General features: G+C 51.6%; 22 protein-coding genes and 2 pseudogenes. 10 read left to right on the top strand and 14 right to left on the bottom strand.

The genetic code is table 11. The features are described 5' to 3' along the window. Window positions 1-8: 8 nt before the first annotated feature. The 4 genes from KTH_RS09640 to KTH_RS09625 form a co-directional block, all read right to left on the bottom strand. Window positions 9-464: a hypothetical protein gene (locus tag KTH_RS09640; protein WP_497618178.1), complete on the bottom strand. Its 456-nt coding sequence runs from the start codon at window positions 462-464 to the stop codon at window positions 9-11. A gap of 74 nt (window positions 465-538) precedes the next feature. After that, a complete protein-coding gene (locus tag KTH_RS09635; protein WP_497618176.1) occupies window positions 539-937 on the bottom strand; it encodes an ester cyclase in 399 nt (132 codons plus the stop codon). Between the two features lie 107 nt (window positions 938-1,044). Then, complete coding sequence (locus tag KTH_RS09630) at window positions 1,045-1,929, bottom strand: class I SAM-dependent methyltransferase (protein WP_497618175.1); 885 nt, start codon at window positions 1,927-1,929, stop codon at window positions 1,045-1,047. A 5-nt stretch (window positions 1,930-1,934) separates the two neighbouring features. Then, complete coding sequence (locus KTH_RS09625) at window positions 1,935-2,771, bottom strand: hypothetical protein (protein ID WP_497618173.1); 837 nt, start codon at window positions 2,769-2,771, stop codon at window positions 1,935-1,937. 469 nt (window positions 2,772-3,240) lie between these two features. Between KTH_RS09625 and KTH_RS09620 the strand changes: the two genes are divergently transcribed. Both KTH_RS09620 and KTH_RS09615 read left to right on the top strand, forming a co-directional pair. Next, window positions 3,241-4,959, top strand: coding sequence for a hypothetical protein (locus KTH_RS09620; RefSeq protein WP_497618171.1), 1,719 nt, complete (start codon window positions 3,241-3,243; stop codon window positions 4,957-4,959). A gap of 2 nt (window positions 4,960-4,961) precedes the next feature. Then, complete coding sequence (locus KTH_RS09615) at window positions 4,962-5,792, top strand: ATP-binding protein (protein WP_497618169.1); 831 nt, start codon at window positions 4,962-4,964, stop codon at window positions 5,790-5,792. A gap of 48 nt (window positions 5,793-5,840) precedes the next feature. Here KTH_RS09615 and KTH_RS09610 read toward each other — a convergent pair whose 3' ends face one another. After that, window positions 5,841-6,008, bottom strand: a complete 168-nt coding sequence (locus KTH_RS09610) for a hypothetical protein (protein WP_497618168.1) — start codon at window positions 6,006-6,008, stop codon at window positions 5,841-5,843. Window positions 6,009-6,017: 9 nt separating this feature from the next. Further along, window positions 6,018-6,338: a hypothetical protein gene (locus tag KTH_RS09605; RefSeq protein ID WP_497618166.1), complete on the bottom strand. Its 321-nt coding sequence runs from the start codon at window positions 6,336-6,338 to the stop codon at window positions 6,018-6,020. A gap of 220 nt (window positions 6,339-6,558) precedes the next feature. Here KTH_RS09605 and KTH_RS09600 point away from each other — a divergent pair, with 220 nt between their 5' ends. Continuing rightward, the gene (locus KTH_RS09600; protein ID WP_497623210.1) at window positions 6,559-6,879 is read left to right on the top strand and encodes a zinc ribbon domain-containing protein; all 321 of its coding nucleotides are present in this window, start codon (window positions 6,559-6,561) and stop codon (window positions 6,877-6,879) included. Window positions 6,880-7,154: 275 nt separating this feature from the next. Here the strand turns inward: KTH_RS09600 and KTH_RS09595 are convergent, their stop codons facing one another. From KTH_RS09595 to KTH_RS09585, 3 genes are read right to left on the bottom strand one after another with little or no spacing between them, the layout of a single operon-like run. Beyond that, window positions 7,155-7,949, bottom strand: coding sequence for an ABC transporter permease (locus tag KTH_RS09595; protein ID WP_497618164.1), 795 nt, complete (start codon window positions 7,947-7,949; stop codon window positions 7,155-7,157). Beyond that, complete coding sequence (locus KTH_RS09590; protein ID WP_497618162.1) at window positions 7,950-8,711, bottom strand: ABC transporter ATP-binding protein; 762 nt, start codon at window positions 8,709-8,711, stop codon at window positions 7,950-7,952. A gap of 10 nt (window positions 8,712-8,721) precedes the next feature. Then, entirely contained in the window at window positions 8,722-8,898 is a 177-nt protein-coding gene (locus KTH_RS09585) for a hypothetical protein (RefSeq protein ID WP_497618160.1), read from the bottom strand. A gap of 348 nt (window positions 8,899-9,246) precedes the next feature. Here KTH_RS09585 and KTH_RS09580 point away from each other — a divergent pair, with 348 nt between their 5' ends. Beyond that, window positions 9,247-10,014, top strand: coding sequence for a hypothetical protein (locus KTH_RS09580; RefSeq protein ID WP_497618159.1), 768 nt, complete (start codon window positions 9,247-9,249; stop codon window positions 10,012-10,014). 109 nt (window positions 10,015-10,123) lie between these two features. Beyond that, on the top strand, window positions 10,124-10,492 hold the full coding sequence (locus KTH_RS09575) for a DUF2089 domain-containing protein (protein ID WP_497618158.1): 369 nt from the start codon (window positions 10,124-10,126) through the stop codon (window positions 10,490-10,492). Between the two features lie 106 nt (window positions 10,493-10,598). Here KTH_RS09575 and KTH_RS09570 read toward each other — a convergent pair whose 3' ends face one another. From KTH_RS09570 to KTH_RS09555, 4 genes and pseudogenes are all read right to left on the bottom strand, one after another. Continuing rightward, a complete protein-coding gene (locus KTH_RS09570; RefSeq protein ID WP_497618156.1) occupies window positions 10,599-10,949 on the bottom strand; it encodes an IS66 family transposase in 351 nt (116 codons plus the stop codon). Between the two features lie 8 nt (window positions 10,950-10,957). Beyond that, complete coding sequence (locus KTH_RS09565) at window positions 10,958-11,101, bottom strand: hypothetical protein (protein ID WP_497618155.1); 144 nt, start codon at window positions 11,099-11,101, stop codon at window positions 10,958-10,960. A 322-nt stretch (window positions 11,102-11,423) separates the two neighbouring features. Continuing rightward, window positions 11,424-12,617, bottom strand: coding sequence for an RNA-guided endonuclease InsQ/TnpB family protein (locus tag KTH_RS09560; RefSeq protein ID WP_497618153.1), 1,194 nt, complete (start codon window positions 12,615-12,617; stop codon window positions 11,424-11,426). Further along, window positions 12,608-13,191, bottom strand: a pseudogene (locus KTH_RS09555) (IS607 family transposase). The gene KTH_RS09560 and the pseudogene KTH_RS09555 overlap by 10 nt, the downstream one beginning before the upstream one ends. A gap of 38 nt (window positions 13,192-13,229) precedes the next feature. Here KTH_RS09555 and KTH_RS09550 point away from each other — a divergent pair. From KTH_RS09550 to KTH_RS09540, 3 genes are read left to right on the top strand one after another with little or no spacing between them, the layout of a single operon-like run. Then, on the top strand, window positions 13,230-13,631 hold the full coding sequence (locus KTH_RS09550) for a GNAT family N-acetyltransferase (RefSeq protein ID WP_497618152.1): 402 nt from the start codon (window positions 13,230-13,232) through the stop codon (window positions 13,629-13,631). A gap of 15 nt (window positions 13,632-13,646) precedes the next feature. After that, window positions 13,647-14,015, top strand: coding sequence for a hypothetical protein (locus tag KTH_RS09545; protein WP_497618150.1), 369 nt, complete (start codon window positions 13,647-13,649; stop codon window positions 14,013-14,015). After that, window positions 13,945-14,091, top strand: coding sequence for a hypothetical protein (locus KTH_RS09540; protein ID WP_497623321.1), 147 nt, complete (start codon window positions 13,945-13,947; stop codon window positions 14,089-14,091). The genes KTH_RS09545 and KTH_RS09540 overlap by 71 nt, the downstream gene beginning before the upstream one ends. A 47-nt stretch (window positions 14,092-14,138) precedes the next feature. On the opposite strand, the pseudogene KTH_RS09535 reads toward KTH_RS09540, so the two are convergent. Next, window positions 14,139-14,210 (bottom strand): annotated as a pseudogene (locus KTH_RS09535) (helix-turn-helix domain-containing protein); the annotation flags it as partial. 869 nt (window positions 14,211-15,079) lie between these two features. On the opposite strand from KTH_RS09535, the gene KTH_RS09530 reads away from it, so the two are divergent. Both KTH_RS09530 and KTH_RS09525 read left to right on the top strand, forming a co-directional pair. Next, window positions 15,080-16,111: an NAD(P)-dependent oxidoreductase gene (locus KTH_RS09530; RefSeq protein ID WP_497618147.1), complete on the top strand. Its 1,032-nt coding sequence runs from the start codon at window positions 15,080-15,082 to the stop codon at window positions 16,109-16,111. Between the two features lie 137 nt (window positions 16,112-16,248). After that, window positions 16,249-18,609 (top strand): phosphoketolase family protein, encoded by a 2,361-nt coding sequence (locus KTH_RS09525; RefSeq protein WP_497618146.1) that lies wholly within the window; start codon window positions 16,249-16,251, stop codon window positions 18,607-18,609. Window positions 18,610-18,848: the final 239 nt, after the last annotated feature.

Below are 18,848 nucleotides of genomic sequence, written 5' to 3'. Positions count from 1 at the left end.
AGAACATGTCAGGCGACATTACAATGCAACAGGTAGCCCGTCTGATGCAACGTCAAAACATCTAAGCCCAGACTCCGCAACTTTATTCGTGTACGAGAGAGCGCGTCGCGAATCGGTCGAATTTCCTGGTCCCATTTTCCTTCTTCCGCCGCCTTCAGCAGAAGATGCCGGGCGCGCTCTATCGCTTCGTGCAGAGTCGAACTATAATAGTAGCAGGCATAGAGATGTTCATACGGACAAAAATACGGATGTTGCTCCAATAAGGGAGAAAGCACACTCAGCTCTGAGGGACAAAAATATTCCTGTGCCAGTAAACGAAGCGTGTCATGCTCATACACCAGGTAAGATAATGTCCCCAAATCCAGATTCAAGGCCAACGTATGGCCGGCTGGTAATCCTTGCAAGCTAAAGTGGTGAATACGCGGATTCTGTGCACATTTTTTTGTTGTCCTTCGTTGATACATCCAAGATCCCTCTTCCAATGGCGAAAGTACAATGCGTGTTTGAGCAAGAGAGAGGGAAGACCTCTCTCCAGAAGTCAGGAGTGGAGTTGGTGCAGAAGCTGAGCCGGATTGGCAACCAGCCGCCACTCGACAATTTTGCCATGCGCCAGGCGATAAAAGGCCGCTTCCTCAAACTGCACTCGCTTGTTCGTTGGAGCGATGCCCTGCCAGGGCCCGGTATGACGCCCCTCTTCCCTTACCAGCACCGCAACTCGTTCGTCTTGCGCAACAAGCTCGAGAAGCGTCATCCTTCGTTCAGAAAAACCTGCAACGAAGGCCGAAATAATCTGCCGGTATCCGGCTAGCGTCGGGGGAAGGCCAAAATCCTCTAACGAATGAAAGACACATTGCTCCGCAAAACAATCATAAAAGCGAACCATATCATCTGCATTCCAGGCCTCCACTAATTGGGAAACCACAGCCTTGCTTGACATCTCATGCTCCTTTCTCTGGTTTTCTTCCACAGCTTCCAAAACATTTTCAAGAAAGGGGAACACTCTCCCTCTCCCGGAGAATGAACAGGAAGGTTGCAATTGTTGCACTATATTGCAGGCTTACGACCGATCGTTGCAATGAAAACGAAGCGAACAACGAAGTCCTGACGATGCATCTCCTCATCTAGCCTGGATACAAGATAGTCATATTCTTCTTCTGTCACCTCTAACTCCTTGTGAGGAGCTTCATTTACGACTCCCATTTTTTGGCAGTATCCTTTCAACTGAGAAAATAAATCTTTATTATCGCGAAAACATGCCTCAGTAAAAGAGGTGCCATAACTGCAATCAATTATTTGGATACGCTGCCTGACCTCTTCTAAACCCGCGCCTTGAAAGATGCCCAGAAGCGGTGACGTAATATGTAATGCGTCAATTTGATGCCCTACTCCAGAACGGAAAAAGGCTAATTTTCCTAGACTATACAGCTTCGCCAGGCTTGGAGAAGATGTGAATGGGGAAAAATCGCAATCCCACCACAACACCCACCCCCCTGGCCGCAGAATCCGTACCATCTCTTCAACAAAATAGGGATAAAAATTGCGCTGCAGGAAGCCAAAAACTAAGCGAGCATAGACAAGATCAAAGCTTTGCGTCCGTAACGGAAAAGGAAGCTTGCGCAAATCTGCTGCTAAAAACTCCACATTCGTAATCTTACTCGTCATTGTCTCGGCACGGGCAAAATCCAGCATATCAGGCGCATTATCGACGCCAAGAAACTGCTTGTCAGGATACTCTCGCGCTGCCTTTCGGAGTGTCCCTGCTGGCCCACAGCCCAGATCCACAATGGATTGTATCTGATCACGTTCAGAAGGAGAAAAGACATCAAGCATTCCACCAACCTGTGAGTCAAATAAATCACTTTGTTCAATGAGCCGCTTCATTTCTTGAGCCTTTTGCGCTCTGTTAAAGTAATCGATTTTGTTTTCCATTTCACTCAACCTTTCTTCATCGAGAAGTCTCCCAAACGGGACACGGACAGACGATGCAAAATACAACGCGCGAGGGCCTGGACTTGAGCTTCCTCATTCCCAGGATGATGAAGATAGCATGAAGCCCCTCGCGCATCCCACGCTTGCAAATCCTTCAAAGTAATATCCCACCAGGCAAGATCATCCACCCATTTCACTCGGGCAAATCGAATAGATCCGAGGTAATATTGACCCCGCCCAATAAGCTCCCACCCTTCACTCCAAGCCGCTTCACCAGCCCACGGACTCCATACCAACGCAGACGGAGGCAAATGCCCAAGTTCAGAAAGACGGCATAAGGTGGGGGTCGCCTTTGGAGAAAGCTGCACCAGACAATAACGGTCTTTTTCTTGTTCCTGGATAGACGGTGGAAAGAGCCGCCAGCCGGGAACATCAACTAGCATTCGTAAGATTAAGACAGCCGCAGCACTATGAGGATCCGGTCTCCCAAACCTCTCATGATGAATGTAGCCCGATTTTACCCAATAGGTGTAAGTAGAATGAGGAACTCGTCGCTCCGCTTCTGGTATTTGCTCCGGGGTATGCTCATACAGCGCCCGCTTCAACCATTCCGTCGAGAGTTTGACAAACGACGGAACTCTTCTCTTCTCCCGGTTCAAGGCAAATGGATGAATATAGCGAAAGACACTATCTCGTTTTTCTTGCACCCTTTGCAAGAGAAGAGCAAGCAGTGCTTGTTCATTCTCCTCCGGGTATTTTTGCTTGAGGAGATAAAGAAGATGCTCTGCATAAGACAATGGCAGAGGAGAGATATAAGGCAGTACTGCATTTGGGAAATTCATCTATCTCTCCTTATTGGTAAACAAGAAAACAATTGCTAAAATAAGTACAGCTCTCTACTTCCTCATATTGTACGCAAAAGAAATGAAAAAAGCAATCCCTGGAAAGAAGGGTATCCCCATTTCTTCCTGCATTATACTTGATACTATCGTAAAAACAATGACATTAGCAAATCACATGACAAAATACTAAAAGTGCCAGAGAAAAGAAAGAGTCTTTTCAGGGCATTTTCCAGACTCTTTCCGAGCGAGAACTGGAATCATTCTGTACAACGAGGAAAAAGATTTTTTTACGAAAAGCATGAGGAGAGAGAGCCTTCCCATGGGAAGAGAAGTACCAGACATGGGAGTTCGTACGCTCCTCCCCTAGAGCGATGGAATACCGCCATGACACAGGATATGTTCTCACAAAAGAGATGGGAAGCCATCGACTCAACTCCAATGCTCTCATTACCAGAAAAGGAGAAGATGCATGGAACGCACAAGCCTGTTTCGCTTTCCATATGGCGTGTTTTTGATGGTGCGGTTGGAATATGTGCTGCTGACCCGGGATGAGTTAGAGGCACAAATCTTGCGGGTGTTGGAAGGTGAGCTTGAGTATCAGCGACAGCGCTGGCGACAGGAAGCTGCTGCAATCCAACGAATCGGCCGTGCAGTGCCGCCGGAGCCGTCGGGATGGGTGCGGCTCTCGCAGGCCCAGCTACTCTCGCGCCTCTACAAGTTTGATACAGCGAAGGTGGGAGGAGCGAAACAGCCGCTCTCGATGAGTAAGACGACGCTGCGGCGGGCACTCAAGCGGCTCACAGAGCGAGGGTATGTGCAGGTGCGTCAGGAGCCAGGGGATCCGTTGGGCAGAGCGCGCTATCAGCTCCAGGTGGAGGCGATCCAGCAGGCACTCGATGCCTTGCCGCACGTGGCGGACCCGCATCGGTTCTTCTGGCAGGAGGGGAAGGGCGAGAGCGTTGACGGCTTCTTCATCCACAGTGGCAACACCTCTTCCCACAAGGGTGGGCCCCCTTTCCAAAATGACAACGTCTCTTTCCAAATTGGCGGGCCCCCTCTTCCACATTGGCGCCCCTCTACGAAAGAGAAAAGAGAAGAAAAAGAAAAGCAAGGACCAAAAGAAGCAGCTTCCGTGCAGACGACTCATCAGACGGAGCGAACTGAGAGAGAAGGTGCTGCTGCTGTTTCTCTCCTGGATGATGGGCTTGGTGTTCAAGCCCGAAGCGGCAGAACGAGCACCCGTGTGGAGCGCTCTCCGCTTTCTGCCACACCAGGCGTCGAGGGGGACCAGGGAAAGCAGGCCCCGCTCTCTCCTCGTGTTGCGCCCCCTGTCGTTGCTGCTGCTGAAGTTCAGCAAGAAACCGTGCCGGTCCCTGGTATGGCCGGGAAAGCGCTGCCAGCTTCAACCATGCAGCCCGCTGAAGCCGAAGCGAGTGAGGTGGGTTCCCCAGGCGAAGCCGTGTTGCATGCCAGACCCGTCGAAGCCGAGGCCGTGGTAGCGCTGGTAGAGCGACTGCGGGGAAAGGGGTATTCGCGGGAGCAACGCGGGCACGAACTGCGGGCAGCGGCGCGCCTGCTCACGCTGGAACCGAAGGTCAGTTTGCAGGAGATCGAGGCCGCCTGGACGCATGGCTCGGACGCGTACTGGCGACGCACGCATCAAGGGGAACAGGTGCATGTGCATGATCTGGTGCATCGGGATTCGCATGGACGCCATCGGATCTATGCCTTTCTGGAGCATCTCAAGCAGCAGAAGCTGCGGCTCCGGGGGCCTGTAGAGCGCTCTTGCCTGTCGCAGGAGCAGATCCCCTACGCGGTGATGGCGAGGCAGCGGGCGGCAGCCGCCGCGAAAGGGCAAGAACAGCCTGCTTCTCGCATCCCGTCCGTTGAATCCCCCTTGATGGCCCCTGTTCGTGCTCAGACGGAGGAACCATTGCTCTCCAGCGGGCTGACGCAGCGACAAGCCCAGCAACTGGCCACGATCCTGGCGCAGCAAGCCACTTCCCTGGGGCTGCACCTGGAGAGTGCGGCACAGCCGACCGAGAGCGGGTGGCAGGTGTGCTTGCGTTGGAAGACGTCCGCCGGCGAAGCGGGGCAGGTGCTGGTGAGCAAAGCCGTGGAGGGGCTACGACTCATCAAAGGGATGAGCGCGCGTGAACGTGAAACACAGCAGAGAAGGAGTGCATGAGGATGAAACGACGAGATCACGGACTGGAATCGTTGGGGGCGCTATTGGCGCGATCGACATGGCGGACCCGCCCGCCGCAGGTAACGATGCTCTCGCCTGGGCAGGGGCCGCAGCAGGCTTCAGAGGAGCGCTGTGCGCAGTGCCGAGGGACGGGATTTGTACGGCGGGAGGTTCCGTTTGGCCATCCGCAGTTTGGCAAGGCTCTCCCTTGCGTGTGCACGCGCAAAGCACAACACCAGCGAGAGGCGGCCCGGTTGCGAGAGCTCTCGCGGCTGGATACGTTGCCCAGGTACAGGCAAGCGACCTTTGAGCGCTTTGAGGCGAGTGTGCCGGGAGTGGCAGAGGCCTATACAGCGGCGCTCGCCTATGCTGAACAGCCAGCAGGATGGTTGGTGTTGCTGGGGTCCTATGGCTGTGGCAAGACACATCTGGCAGTGGCGATTGCGCATGAGCGGCTGGCGGCCGGGGAACGCGTGGTATTTCTAACGGTGCCAGATCTGCTGGATCATTTGCGCTCGGCATTTGCGCCCAATGCGCCGACAACCTATGATGAGCTGTTTGCGCGCATCCGGGAGGTGGAGCTACTGGTGCTCGATGATCTGGGGGCGGAGCATCGGACACCCTGGGCCAATGAGAAGCTCTTCCAATTGCTCAATCACCGCTACAACGCGATGCTGCCGACGGTGATCACCTCGAACCGGATGGCGCTGGAGGGGATAGATCATCGGATTGTCTCGCGTTTGCATGACCGAGAGCTGGTGAGACAGGTCATCATGGATGAGGCGCAGGATTATCGCGTGTGCCAGAGCGGCTTGCAGGCAATGTGTGAGTGAGCATTCAGGCAGGATAGCGTGTAGGATTCACCTTGATCGTCGTGAATCCTACAAGCAGGGCACCGGATTATTCCAGCCTCCGCGTTTTTTCAGCCTGGTGGGTGTGGCTCGAGCCAGTTTGTGACAGCGCTGCTGCGAGCCGCCAGCCGCTCCTTTGGGATCTGGTTGGATGACCGGCTGCTCAAAACGGTGCCGATCACGGGACTGGAAATACATACCTCGTTTTCACAACCAGGCAGCACGCCACAAGAGCTTGTGTTTGCTCCCGGCATGCATTATACTGGAAACGGCGCCTTCGTGAGGATGAGACACAATGACCCATTCCGCGGGAACCTGGTGTTCCCACTGTTTCGTACTGAGGTTCCCGCACGGCGTGACAAGCGGGTTGACCGCATTTTCACCGAAAAAAGAGCGCGTGTTGAAGCCCAAAAAGAGGCCACAAACGGAGGTTCCCGCAAACTGGTCCGCGAGATGGCACCAGAAGCGGCGCGGGAACCCCGGCGGTCGAAACTGCCTTCCTCCCGGCTTCGGGATTCGAACAGACAAAAGAGGAAGAGAGATGTTCCTGTCTTGTGGAGACATGAAGAGATGATGCGTGTGGGGGACTTGACTCTCTGATGCCGCTCTCACGCGACAAACTAGAAGCAGAAGGAGCAAGCAAGCGGGCAATGCGAGTGAACAACAACTACCAACAGCTTGAACAAGCACTTCGAGTGCATTTCGAGTAAAATGGGAACGCGAGCGCTGGTCCGCTCTTGAACCAGGCCTGCTTTCAGAAGGGGAACGTGCACGCTTTCTCCGTGGTTTTCTGTCTCCTCCTGCAACCGAAGAGCTGAGAGTAGTCACAGAGAAACAGCCTGGGTGTTCTCTCCCGCCGCGGCTCCGTTTCTTTCGCCGTTCTCAATCGCTCTTCCTTTGCCGCCAGTGTGGCTATCAACTCAATGCAGACCTGAATGCTGCGTACAACATTCGGGACAAGTATCTGGCTTGTCTTGCTCTCTCTGGTAGATCTAGAGAAAGTGGCCCGACCTGTCAGGCGGGCTATCGTGTCAGTCCTTCGGGGCTAGATGCAAGCCCCCGCCTTTAGGCGTGGGGGTCACCTGACATAAGCAACCATACACAGGGGGAGGCTTGCGACCCAAGTCGGCGCAACTAGTGATAGAGCGGTGGCATCTTTCTTCTTCTTTCTCTTTGTATGATCTTCTACTCGATTGGTAGGACATACTCCACAAAGGGAAGTGCTTTCGCTCCTCCGCAGAGCAGTATGTCCTACCTACAGTAAGTCACACAGTTGTTTTGAAAGTATCTCTTATAAAGAACAGCGATAGTGTGAACGTCTTTTCCTGGACATGGCCTTCATGCTTACACACGCTTTCGATAGGCTATGATCGCAAAGAAGTAGGCCACAACCAGAATCCCGATGCACCAGGCAAGCGCTATCCATATTGACTGAGACACAGGCTGTCCAGAGAGCAGCGCCCGAACGGTTTCCACAATCGCCGTCACTGGCTGATTTTCGGCAAAGACCCTGACGACAAATGGCATCGATTGCGTTGGCACAAACGCCGAGCTGATAAAGGGCAGGAAGATCAAGGGATACGAAAAGGCGGTCGCGCCGTCTATCGATTTGGCAGTCAGTCCAGGGATCACCGCGACCCAGGTTAAGGCCAGCGTAAACAACGCAAGGATACCGAGAACGGCAAGCCATGCCAGAAGACCCGCCGACGAACGAAAGCCCATGATCAACGCCACAAGCACGATGACCGCCACCGAAATCGCGTTGGAGACCAGCGAGGTCAGCACATGTCCCCACAGCAGGGTAGAGGGGGCTATTGGCATCGAGCGAAAGCGCTCCATGATCCCTTTCTGCACATCAGTAAACAAGCGGAACGCGGTGTAGGAAACCCCGCTTGCAATCGCCATCAATAAGATCCCGGGTAAGAGGTAATTGACATAGTTCCCTGTCCCGGTTTGAATAGCGCCTCCGAAGACATACACGAAGAGCAACATCATCGCAATTGGTATGATCGTGACTGTGATGATGGTATCCAGGCTGCGGAAAATGTGGCGCATCGAACGGCCAACCATCACGCTCATATCGCTGAAAAAGTGGTTCTGGATCCGGGTTTGCGCGGAAGTTCTCGGTGACATTTCCATTTATCGGTGCTCCTTTTTGCCAATGATGGCAAGAAAAATCTCTTCCAGGGTCGGTTGTTTTTCCACATACTCCACCTGGGCCGGGGGAAAGAGCTTTTTGAGCTCCATGAGCGTGCCACTGGCAAGAATCTTGCCCTCATGGAGAATCGCAATATGGTCAGCAAGCTGTTCCGCCTCTTCCAGGTACTGCGTGGTCAAGAAGACGGTGGTGCCCCCATCGGCAAGCGCCTTCACCTCTTTCCACACCTCGATGCGGGCTTCAGGGTCCAAGCCGGTGGTTGGCTCATCAAGGAACAGGATCGGCGGTGTTCCCACCAGACTCATGGCCAGGTCAAGCCTGCGGCGCATCCCGCCTGAATATGTTGACGCCCTGCGGTTAGCAGCATCGGTTAAGCCAAAGCGGGCCAACAACTCATCAGCCACCTGACGTGGCTGTTTGAGGTGTCGAAGTCGAGCGATCAGAATGAGATTTTCTCGCCCGGTCAACATCTCATCCACAGCGGCAAACTGCCCGGTGAGACTGATGGATTGCCGGACGCGGGCAGGCTCTGAGGCGACATCAAAACCGTTGACGATGGCTGTTCCACTGTCCTGTTTGAGGAGCGTGGTGAGGATTTTGACCAGCGTGGTCTTGCCTGCGCCGTTGGAGCCAAGCAGGGCAAAAATACTGCCCTGTTCCACGGTGAAATTCACCCCTTTTAAGACGTCATGATCCTTATAGGATTTTTGTATACCTTCTACCTGAATCGAATTTTTTCGCACAACCTTCTCCTTATAGAATAGTAACCTTCGACACATCAGCCAACAAGCCATTGAACTCGGTATATATGCGCTTATCTACCATCGTGCCGTCAATCAAATTCTCCTGCGAGTTAACCTCGTATGCTTGCTGCACTATCTCTGGTGTATTGCCCGGGGTGAATTTCGCTGGATTTAAAAAAGCTGACATGATAATTCCTCGCTTCTGATTATCATCTGTGCTTCCAGGAAGACCCCATTCATTCTGGTTATGGCTAGCTTTCCTCATACTCTATCAGATCTTCAGTTCCCCCTTCCGATTTACTTGCTATTACTTTTAGCAATTTTTGCCAACCGACAAACATTATTTTACTGATCAGCGAGAAGTTTGTCAAGCAATATAGCGATGATTTGCAAATTTATTGACATAATTTGCCAAATTCATTTGCAATAACTTGACAGCAGCCCAAAATAAAAGCTATTATTACTATTGAACCTAGCATTTTCTGCCAATTTTATGGCAAATAAACGTCAACTATTTGCGTCAGGTGGAAGGATTATGACAAAAGAAGAACGCATAAAGATACTTGAGATGGTAGCCGCCGGAAGACTTTCCGTGGAACAGGCAAACAAGTTGATGGACATCCTCAGCGCTAAAAGCACGACTGATACGGAGAAGCGGCTAGAGGAAGGACTGCGAACAGATGAATACACTCAAGAAGCTATGGGGAGGATACGAGGATATGGTAAGACCCTGGATAGGGGGCTAAGAGCAGTAGGGCTAAAGTGGGACAAACCCCATGATGCAGGTACGGACTATGTGAAAGCATTGCGAGGGACAGGATTGGTGGAGCTTACAACGGACGAACTTGCCACTCTCAAAATGAATGGCGTAAGCGCAAACTATGTCAAATCCTTACGCGAAGCTGGATTAGGCGATCTGAAAACAGACCAAATTATCACCTTGAAGAGCTGTGGGATTAATGCAGACTACGTAAAAGCATTGCGAGAGGCGGGATTGGTGGAGCTTACAGCGGACGAACTTGCCACTCTCAAAATGAATGGCGTAAGCGCAAACTATGTCAAATCCCTGTGCGAAGCTGGATTAGGCGATCTGAAAACAGACCAAATTATCACCTTGAAGAGCTGTGAGATTAGCGCGAATTACGTGAGAGAACTGCGAGAGGCAGGACTAGATGTTCTGTCAGTGGACCAGATCATCGCTCTTAAATATTCCGGTGTTAGTGCAGGATATGTCAGAGATTTTGCCCGCAACAGAATGAAGTCATCTGACGATGAAACAATTTTTTCAAATGAAGAATCATGAGATAGATCCTCTCTACGCCTCATCGTCCCTGAATAAAAAGGACGAATGAGAAGCTGCACAGTGATTGGCTCATTCTATATTGCTTCGATTCTTCAGAAAGGAAACACTTATGAATTCGCTTAATCCACTCATCACGAAAGATCCAGTAAACGGCGACTCATTGATTGTAACCCGCCTGGAAGGGCTGCGGAGCGGCATTGTGATCGAGGGAAGATTCAGCCTTGATTGGATGGGGCGGCTGACACCTCAACAGCTTACATTTGTAGGGCTGCTTGTCAAGCACCGGGGAAATATCCAGCGCCTGGCGGCAGAATTGAATGTCGCTTACAACACCGCACGCAATCATTTAGACGAAATTGTTGCCGCTATAGAGTATTCATCTGAGGAAGAGAACACTTCTCAGCGCTTGGACGTCCTTGATCAGCTCTCGGAGGGCCAGATAAGCTTTGATGATGCTGTAGATTTGTTAAGAGAATAGGCCTCGCTTGTGATTCAGGGTGTCAATCCCCAGAGCCAACGGAGACAAATTGGTACAATTATCCTGACGATACGTTTTCCATCTCGTTCCTCATTCAGAACCTCGCTTATAGCAAGATGAGATAGGCCAGGAAAATCGGGAACCGTTCAGAAAGGCGAGGAAAAAGGCCAACAGCGTTAGATACCCTGAGACCCCCTGATTTGAGCAGGGTGAAGCCTTGCTTGTCCAGTGGAGAAAGGAAACTGCGAATGCGACAGAACATGCCCGCACCTTCCCGAGCGTGAAAGCAGCCCAACACCTTCTGCGGCACTTTCACCATCCGCAGTTCACGTTCAGCCTGGTTGTTGTCAAAGAGGACCACAAAATCATGAAAGAAGGGCAGCATCTCCCGCTTTCGTTGAGAGAAGCGGTTACGCAGATTACAACCGGGCTTGGTTTGACCTGGCCTGGCAGACATTTCCCCTCTCACAGTTTTGTACAGTGGACCAGGCGAGGGATGGGCTTGCCCTGGATCACGATCTTATTGAAGCGGTAAAGGAACTCCGCCAATTCAAGCACATCCAGTCCCGCCTTTCTGAGCCCTTTTGCCTGCGTCACAACTGCTTGCATCTTCAGCAACAACACCCTCATTTCACACACCCACAACAACTTGAGGTCCCTGAATATGTACCGAAGAACATGCGCTGGTTCTTGATTGACTCAACTTGAGCAGGATGTTATCTATAAAAGGGGCATTATCAGAGCGAGAGAACAGCCACCCATGCTAGCAATCAGATCGCCCATAGCTTTGAGATTACTAGCACTCAAGAACGTAAACTAATTTAGATGAATCGCAAAAATCATACTATTCGACCAGAACGACGCGTCGGAGATGAGACTTGCTGGTGCTATCAAAACCATCACAGTTCTCTAAAACAATGACAAACATTGCTCAGTATGTGGGTAAACCCACGGGACGGACTGCCACGCCCTCTATCCCCTGCCCGAAGGATTCAGGGATTGCTTTTCTCAGTATGTTGTAGCTGCCATTGACGTCTGCATGGATGCGTCGTCCATTGGAGGCTCGGAACAAGCCACGTTTCACCCGTTTGCCCATATAACGGTCATGATGGTGGATCGGCTCCAGGTCAAGAAAGCTGCACTTGCTGGTGTGGCTTTCTTCCACCAGGATGACCTGAATTCCTACCAATTTGGCCTTGTAGGTCAACATATCGATGAAGCGTGCATGGGGGATCTGGACGAAGTTCTGATTGTTGCGTCTCCCGATCTTGATTTCCTGCTTCCATTCAGGGTTCTTCCCAATGACCAGCGTCCCAATGCCCTCTTCGACCAGGATATCAATCAAGCGGCGGCTTTGCGTATGCAGGTAGTGATTGATCTTGCGAGTGCGCTTATTCGTAAAGCGGTCGAGGCGGCGACTGATCCCACGTTTGCCCAACTTGCTTTGCATCTTGGCTCGTTGCTTATTGTAGTACTGATTGATTGACTTGAGCGGACGCCCGTTCACAAGACGCGGGGAAAACCCTGGCTTGTTTGAGGTTAGCGTAGCAAGACAATCGAGACCCATATCTATAGCAGCAACAAGACGAGGGTCAACATCGCATAGGTGTTCTTCACATTCATAGACAACTTCTACAACGTAGTGATTCCCACCAGGTACAATGCGCACCTGCTTGATGTTGGCTTGCTTCGTTGGGATGGTGATTCCCAACTGCGATGGAGCGATGATCCCTTGTTCCAGTGCGGTTTTGCTCAATGCCTGCTTGTCATAGATGAGGATATTGCGCCCATCCTTCTCTTTGTACTTCGGCAATTTGGGACGCCCTAAGAACTTGGATGGGTCCTCTTCATAGGCTTTCATCGCCTTAAAAAAGGACTTCCAGTTCTTGTCTAGCAAGCGAAGCACATCATTACTGACTTTGCGCGGGAGGGCTTGATAGGCTTCATGAGCCTTCATCTGGTGGAAAATCGTTACATAGTTGAGATAGACCCCGTGATGGATGAAGGATTGGCGTATCAGATAGTTGGCGGCATTGTACAAATTTTTGGAGCGGAATGCCGCGTCATCAATCACAGCGAAACGCGGATCGTGCTTTCCAATACAATGCTGCTCAACTAATTGCATGCCTCATCCTCCATGCTTTCAAGCTCTTTTACTATTCGCTCTGTTTTGTGTTTTGCCCTGCGTTGCCCGTACATGCGGGCGGTAAACGAATACAAGAGAGCTGTCAAATCAGCCATCAGATCCTCGTGGTCGTTCTCAGCAAGATTGACCACTTCAATGGTTCGTCCTTGCGTCTCTAAGAGCGTTTCCAGATAGTGAAACCCGAAGCGTGTGAGACGATCCTTGTGCTCAACCACAATGCGGGTAATGCTGGTATCCTTCAGCAAGCTCAAGAGTTTGGGACGACGATCATTCACTCCTGAAGCGATCTCTTTGACACTCAGACTGATTTGATAGCCTTTTGCCGCACAATAGGAACTCAGGCGTTCAATCTGTCGTTCCAGGTTGTCTTTCCGTTCCCGTGTGGAGACGCGAGCATAAATGGCAACCTTTTCCTGTGTTGTAGTTGGCTCCTCAGGTGTGACAATGATCGTTCCTGAAGGGGCTTGGTATCCTTTAATGTGACCGGCCGCCACCAACGGAAAGCCGTCCGGTAGCTAATACCTTGTTGCTTGGCGTATTGACTCAACTTCATAGCTGAAGTATACTACAAATGACGCTATGTGTCAACGTTTGACACCATCTCTTAGAAACGTTTATCACACCATTGCACCTTTAACGCAATCTCTCACCGATTTGCTCTTTGAGTATGACACCCATTCCATTCTTATTGCTCGACTCAGAGAAGAAATTGTTGGTTCGGTACGGGGACAACTTCGTGAAGGTACCTGTCATATTGGACGCCTCATCGTCCATCCCCGACTGCAAGGTCGCGGTCTTGGAACAAAGCTCATGTACGCCATTGAAGACCACTTCCGCAGCGCAGTTCGCTATGAACTCTTCACAGGCCATCGAAGCGAGGGGAATTTGCATTTGTATCGGGAGCTTGGTTACACCCTCTTCCAGGAAGAAACGGTCTCACCATGGTTGCGTCTCGTCTTTCTTGAAAAACAAGGAATTTCCACTCCATCGTAAAAGCCATTCTTTTGGTTGCTCTGTTGGCAGGGAGAAAGAAGACCAGTAGCAAAACCACTCGATGGTATTGCTCTTCAACATATATTCGCCGGTTGGGGGTGGTCTGATGCGCTGGAACGTCTCACCATCCGCCCAGATTTGCGCACCTTAACGCTCTGGTCGTGGGCACACGGGTTGCCACAGACGGAGCTGGTGCGCAAATGGCCTGTCTGGTGCCCCACATACTATCAAGCATGGCGAGATGAGCAACGCCCTCTCCTTCAGCCACAGCTCTGGACAGCGCAGATGGCAAGATATCCTGCAAGACTTGAGAATGGACGTCCCGATATTCTTCACGCAGGGCTTTTATCTCTACGAGGTCGCGCTTTTGCTGGTAGTAGTTGACCATCAGTTCACGGGTGAGCCGCGCGCGTGTTTCGGGGTCATAGAAGCCTGGATGCCGCTTGACGTGCTCTCATAAGCACCACGGCGTTCCTGCAAGGCCGCATTGTAGAGTTCGCGGCAGAGAGAAAGCGTCCAGAACAACGTGTGTTCTTGCTTCTTGGTCGGCGCGAGTCGGTACTTAAACACTTTCCTCATCGGTTTTTCTGACTTTCCACAGGGAGAGTACATTCAAGGGGGTATATAGAGTTTGCACGTCCTACTCTTATCCTGATTATCATCTCCATCAACGTCAGGATCACCGAGCGCAAGCAGGGCATGAGATCCATGACTCGCACTCCTTTGCTCCGGAACGCGGCACTCTCTCGGCTCACCGGATCTTTCTATCTCTCCCGAAACATCAGCATCCGCCTCAAAACCTGTTTTCAGAACGTTGCATTGCTGAGAACTCAGTGGATCAGGTTGAATGAGGACGCAGCGGCACACTGCCTCTGGAGATCAGATCCCTACCACCCCAAATGGCAAAAAAATCATACCATTCAATAGTAGCACCAAGCGTGCTTGACAGCATAACTGTTGTCATCGGTCTCCGAGCCTGTTCTATCACAGAATCCCTCTATGCTGATTGGTGTCAGTCACCTCAACCTCTAGCTCATCTTTATACGGTATACAAAAAGAGGAAAATCGTATAGCAGCGAAGAAACTGGAGGCCACAAAAGAGTTGTACGAACCATGCATAAAGCGAAACTGGCTTTCTATATGCCCATCGCATTTTCATCACTCAGAACAACTCTTTACCCTCATCATTTCATCTTCATTCTTGTTCTACTTCTTATTCCTTTCTCCCTCATCGAACATGATGCTTCTTCCCCTTCTCTGGAGCCACTTCTTCTATACCACTTGAATAACGTCGTGTAGGCCATTATCTTCTTCTTTGTGAGAAGAACGAGAAAGGAGATGTTGCTTCTGTGTCATTTTTGTGACCTCTACTGGTTATTCTAGAAAGTGAAAGGATCGCTGAAAGAAGAGCAATAGAGCCCTTAGAGAAAGGCAACGGTACACAACATATGAAGCATAACACTTCTCCTGTTCTCGCGCTTGCGACAGGTATTCATAAAGCGGATGCAGAGCATCTTCATCAGGCATTAGGCCCGACGTTCCCATTGCTATGCACTGAAGGGAGTATTGAGAGCATTAATCCCGAGACGCTCTCACAGGTACAAATATTGCTTCCCTTCATTCATCCAACGATTGGCCCCGCAGAAATGGAGGCAATGCCTCGCCTGCGCCTGATCGCCACACGCTCAACTGGCTACGATCACATTGATCTGCAAGCAGCCACCCAACGAGGCATACTCGTTGCAAATGTTCCAGGCTACGGTGAGACGGCGGTAGCCGAGTACACCTTCGGCCTGTTACTCACCGTTTCGCGTAAACTCCATCTGGCCTATCGGAGTGTACAACAGGCGTCTGAACCCACACGTCAATTACAGGGATTTGATCTCTATGGGAAAACTCTCGGGGTCATTGGAGCCGGAGCCATTGGTTTGCATGTTATCCGTATCGCACGAGGATTCGGCATGCAGGTTCTTGCCTATGACGTCATGCCAAACCGCATCTTCGCGGAAGTGTTAGGGTTCCTATATGTTCCGCTTGATGAGCTGCTCGCCTCTTCCGATGTAGTTTCCCTGCATGCGCCGGCTCTGCCATCAACGTATCATCTTCTGAACACTGAAACTTTTCGCAAGATGAAACGTGGCGCACTCTTGATTAACACCGCACGCGGCTCCCTGGTAGAGACGGAAGCCCTTCTTTGGGCTCTCGACAATGGTATTCTTCGCGGTGCTGGCCTGGATACGCTGGAAGACGAGGACGACCTTCAGCACCTGGAGCAGGCATTGAGCCCGGCAAGACAGCAAAGCGTACAGCACAATCAAGCGTTGATGAGCCACGACAATGTGGTTGTTACCCCGCATATGGCCTTTAACTCCATCGAAGCCGTTCACCGCATTCTTAATACAAGCGCTGCAAACGTTCTGGCGTTTCTCAGGCACCAGCCGCAAAACCTGGTAACACAGGAGAAGAATGCATCCATTTGAAACATAAGTCTCATGTATCCAGTGTAAAGGCGAGAGGTGTCGCTTTTCCCGTTTTCTCTTAGATGTCTTTCACCTGAAAACACAGGAGAAAATTTCTCCTGCCGTTCTAACTCACCCGATTTAGAAAGAGGCAACACATGGCTGTGCTTTCACCCGAACGCCTTGAGCGTCTCCATCGCTATTGGAACGCTGCGAACTACCTCACGGTAGGACAAATCTATCTCCAGGAGAACCCGTTACTGCGTGCTCCCCTGCTCCCTGAGCATATCAAACCACGCTTACTCGGTCACTGGGGCACATCACCTGGACTCAATTTCATCTATGTGCACCTGAATCGTCTGATCCAAGATCACGATGCCAATGTCATTTATCTGACAGGCCCGGGTCACGGCGGCCCTGCTCTTCTTGCGAATGTCTATCTGGAAGGCACCTATAGTGAGATCTACCCCGTTGTGTCCCAGGATAGCAGAGGCATGAAGCATCTCTTCCGTCAGTTCTCCACGCCCGGTGGCGTTCCCAGTCATGTCAGCGTCCCTACTCCCGGGTCCATTCATGAGGGCGGAGAACTGGGCTATGTACTCTCACATGCCTTTGGTGCAGCCTTCGACAATCCCGATCTGATTGTTGCGGCAGTTGTGGGCGATGGCGAGGCGGAAACGGCCCCCCTGGAAGGTGCGTGGAAGAGCATTCACTTCCTCAATCCTGCTCGTGATGGCGCCGTTTTACCTATTCTCCACCTCAACGGGTACAAGATTTCCGGCCCGACCGTCCTCGGGCGCACCAGTAATGAGCAGCTTCAATTGTTGCTGACGGGTCATGGCTATGAGGTCTACATTGTTGAGGGGAGCGATCCCCACGAAATGCACCAGCAGTTTGCTCAAACCCTGGAAGCTTGCTATCAGCAAATCCGCACTATTCAACAACAGGCGCGCACATACGGTGTTCAGAGCTGCCCACGCTGGCCACTCATCATCTTGCGCACACCGAAAGGCTGGACAGGCCCCTCTGTGGTTGATGGCGTTCAAATCGAGGGTACCTTTCGCTCTCATCAGGTCCCCCTTGCCGAGGTCCAAACCAACGCAGCGCACCGCGCAATGTTGGAAGCCTGGATGAAAAGCTACCATCCGGAAACCCTCTTTGACGAACAAGGACGCCTCCTTCCTGAACTGGCTGAGCTGGCTCCGAAAGGAGATCGACGCATGGGCGCTAATCCCCATGCCAATGGCGGTAAGCTCTTGAGGGAACTCAATCTGCCTGATTTCGCAGCCTATGCACTTGATGTCCCCGTACCTGGGCAGGAACGCCATGAATCCACTCGACAACTCGGGCTATGGCTTCGCGATGTCTTTGTACGCAATGCTCCCTATCACAACTTCCGTCTGTTCTGTCCCGATGAGACCAACTCGAACCGTCTGGGAAACGTCTTTGAGGTCGAAAATCGCTGTCTGATTGACGGCGTGCGCCCTGAAGACGATCATGTCTCTCATAATGGTCGCATTATGGAAGTGCTCAGCGAGCATCTCTGTCATGGTTGGCTGGAAGGCTATCTTCTCACCGGCAGACACGGCCTCTTCGCCACCTATGAAGCTTTCGCGATGGTTTCCGACTCGATGACGATTCAGCATGCCAAGTGGCTACAGGAAGCACGTCATCTTCCCTGGCGAGCCCCCGTTGCCTCGCTCAATATTCTGCTGACCTCAACCTGCTGGCGCAACGACCACAATGGCTTCAGCCATCAGGGGCCCGGGCTCATCGATACGATACTTTCGCGCAAGGGCACTGTATCCCGGCTGTACCTGCCGCCCGACGCGAACTGCCTGCTCTCTGTTGCCAATCATTGTTTTCGCAGTCGCAATTATGTTAACTTGATTGTGATCGACAAACAACCACAGTTCCAATGGCTCTCAATGGAACAGGCAAATGATCATTGTGCCCAGGGGCTTTCTATCTGGCAGTGGGCCAGCAACGATGAGGAGATTGAGCCAGATGTTGTCCTGGCCTGTGCCGGTGACATCGTGACAATGGAGACGATCGCCGCCGCCCACTGGCTCCGACAGCATGTACCAGAACTCAAAGTGCGGGTTGTCAACATCGTGGACCTGATGAAACTTTACCCGCCCGATATCCACCCGCATGGCATGGATGATGACATGTTTGTTGCCCATTTCACGAAGGATAAGCCGGTCATCTTCGCCTTTCATGGCTATCAGCGCGTCATTCATCAGATTGTTCACGGTCGTCCAGCACCAGAACGGTTCCATGTGCGCGGCTACAATGAGGAAGGCACCACCACTACCCCGTTTGATATGGTTGTACGCAATCAGGTGAGCCGCTACCATCTGAGTATGCTTGCCATGCACCATACTCCTCGATTACGCCGCATGGTGCCGCCTTTCATGCAGGAGTGTACGAAAGCTCTTGACCAGCATCAGAGCTATATCAGGGAGCACTTTCAGGATATGCCAGAGGTCCAGAACTGGCACTGGACGCCCCGCTAGAGATTGAATAGAGAAGGGAAGGCTTTTCTCTGATAGAGGCCTCCCTTCTCCTTCTGTTTTCAGCTTGCCGTCAGCCAGACCACAAAGAGCCTTTCTCTGTTCCTCCCTTTGTTGAAGGTATGTGATACGCAGATAGACAATTGAGAACTGTTTGTGAGGCAGTCAGTCTATACTGGAAACAGTAAAAGAGGATCGCGACACTTTCTGCTCCTTCTCTTCAGCCTGGGAATTTCTTCCTG

It is taken from the genome of Thermosporothrix sp. COM3, assembly GCF_059696735.1.
The sequence above is the reverse complement of the archived record's forward strand: the minus strand, read 5'-3'. Positions and strand labels throughout refer to the sequence as shown.